Origin of the sequence: Vibrio sp. R-1, from assembly GCF_035615595.1 — a bacterium.
In the GTDB taxonomy this organism is placed as follows: domain Bacteria; phylum Pseudomonadota; class Gammaproteobacteria; order Enterobacterales; family Vibrionaceae; genus Vibrio; species Vibrio cholerae.
On record NZ_WPDC01000284.1, the window covers coordinates 1 to 578 of the forward strand.

Consider the following 578-nt stretch of genomic DNA (forward strand, 5'->3'; position numbering starts at 1 on the left):
CACAGCTTAAAATGCATAACTATTTCTTTAAGTTGACTTGCAACACGGATAAAACCAAATTTTTCATAAGATTTAATGGCAGCAAGATTACCCTTATAAACCGTTAGCTCTAGCCTATCCCCATTGCGATCCTGTAACACCGACTTCGCTTCAGTTAAAAGAGTTTGTCCGATTGACTTCCCACGTACATTTGGTGATACGTACATTTGAACTAGCTCTAATGAGTGCGACTGTTCCAAAGAAAGCAAGCCACATAACCCGACTAATTCATTATTGTAAAAAGCACCCAGCATAATGTGATCATTGCTCTCCTTTTCGATCATTTGTTCGAAGAACAACTTCGGTAATTGGGATTGGGTCTTGTAATCAGAGCCAAATGCCTCAGGGTATAACCGTAAGCTTTCTAACCTTAACTCTCGGTATTTCTGGCTATCTTGCGGCTTTAAAATTTTACAATAAACGTCCATGTTTCCTCGTGTGAACATAACGCCCGCTTAAGGGGCAGCCAACGCTACTACTAGCTTTCCGCATAACACCGTAATCACAAAAACCAACGCATTGTAAAAATGCCACGCGTT

At 40.7% G+C, this 578-nt stretch carries 1 protein-coding gene; it reads right to left on the reverse strand.

Annotated features, from left to right (window positions below):
- The coding region (locus GOU96_RS18145; RefSeq protein ID WP_025984288.1) for a GNAT family N-acetyltransferase at positions 1 to 467 on the reverse strand (467 nt) is incomplete at its 3' end.
- Positions 468 to 578: the final 111 nt, after the last annotated feature.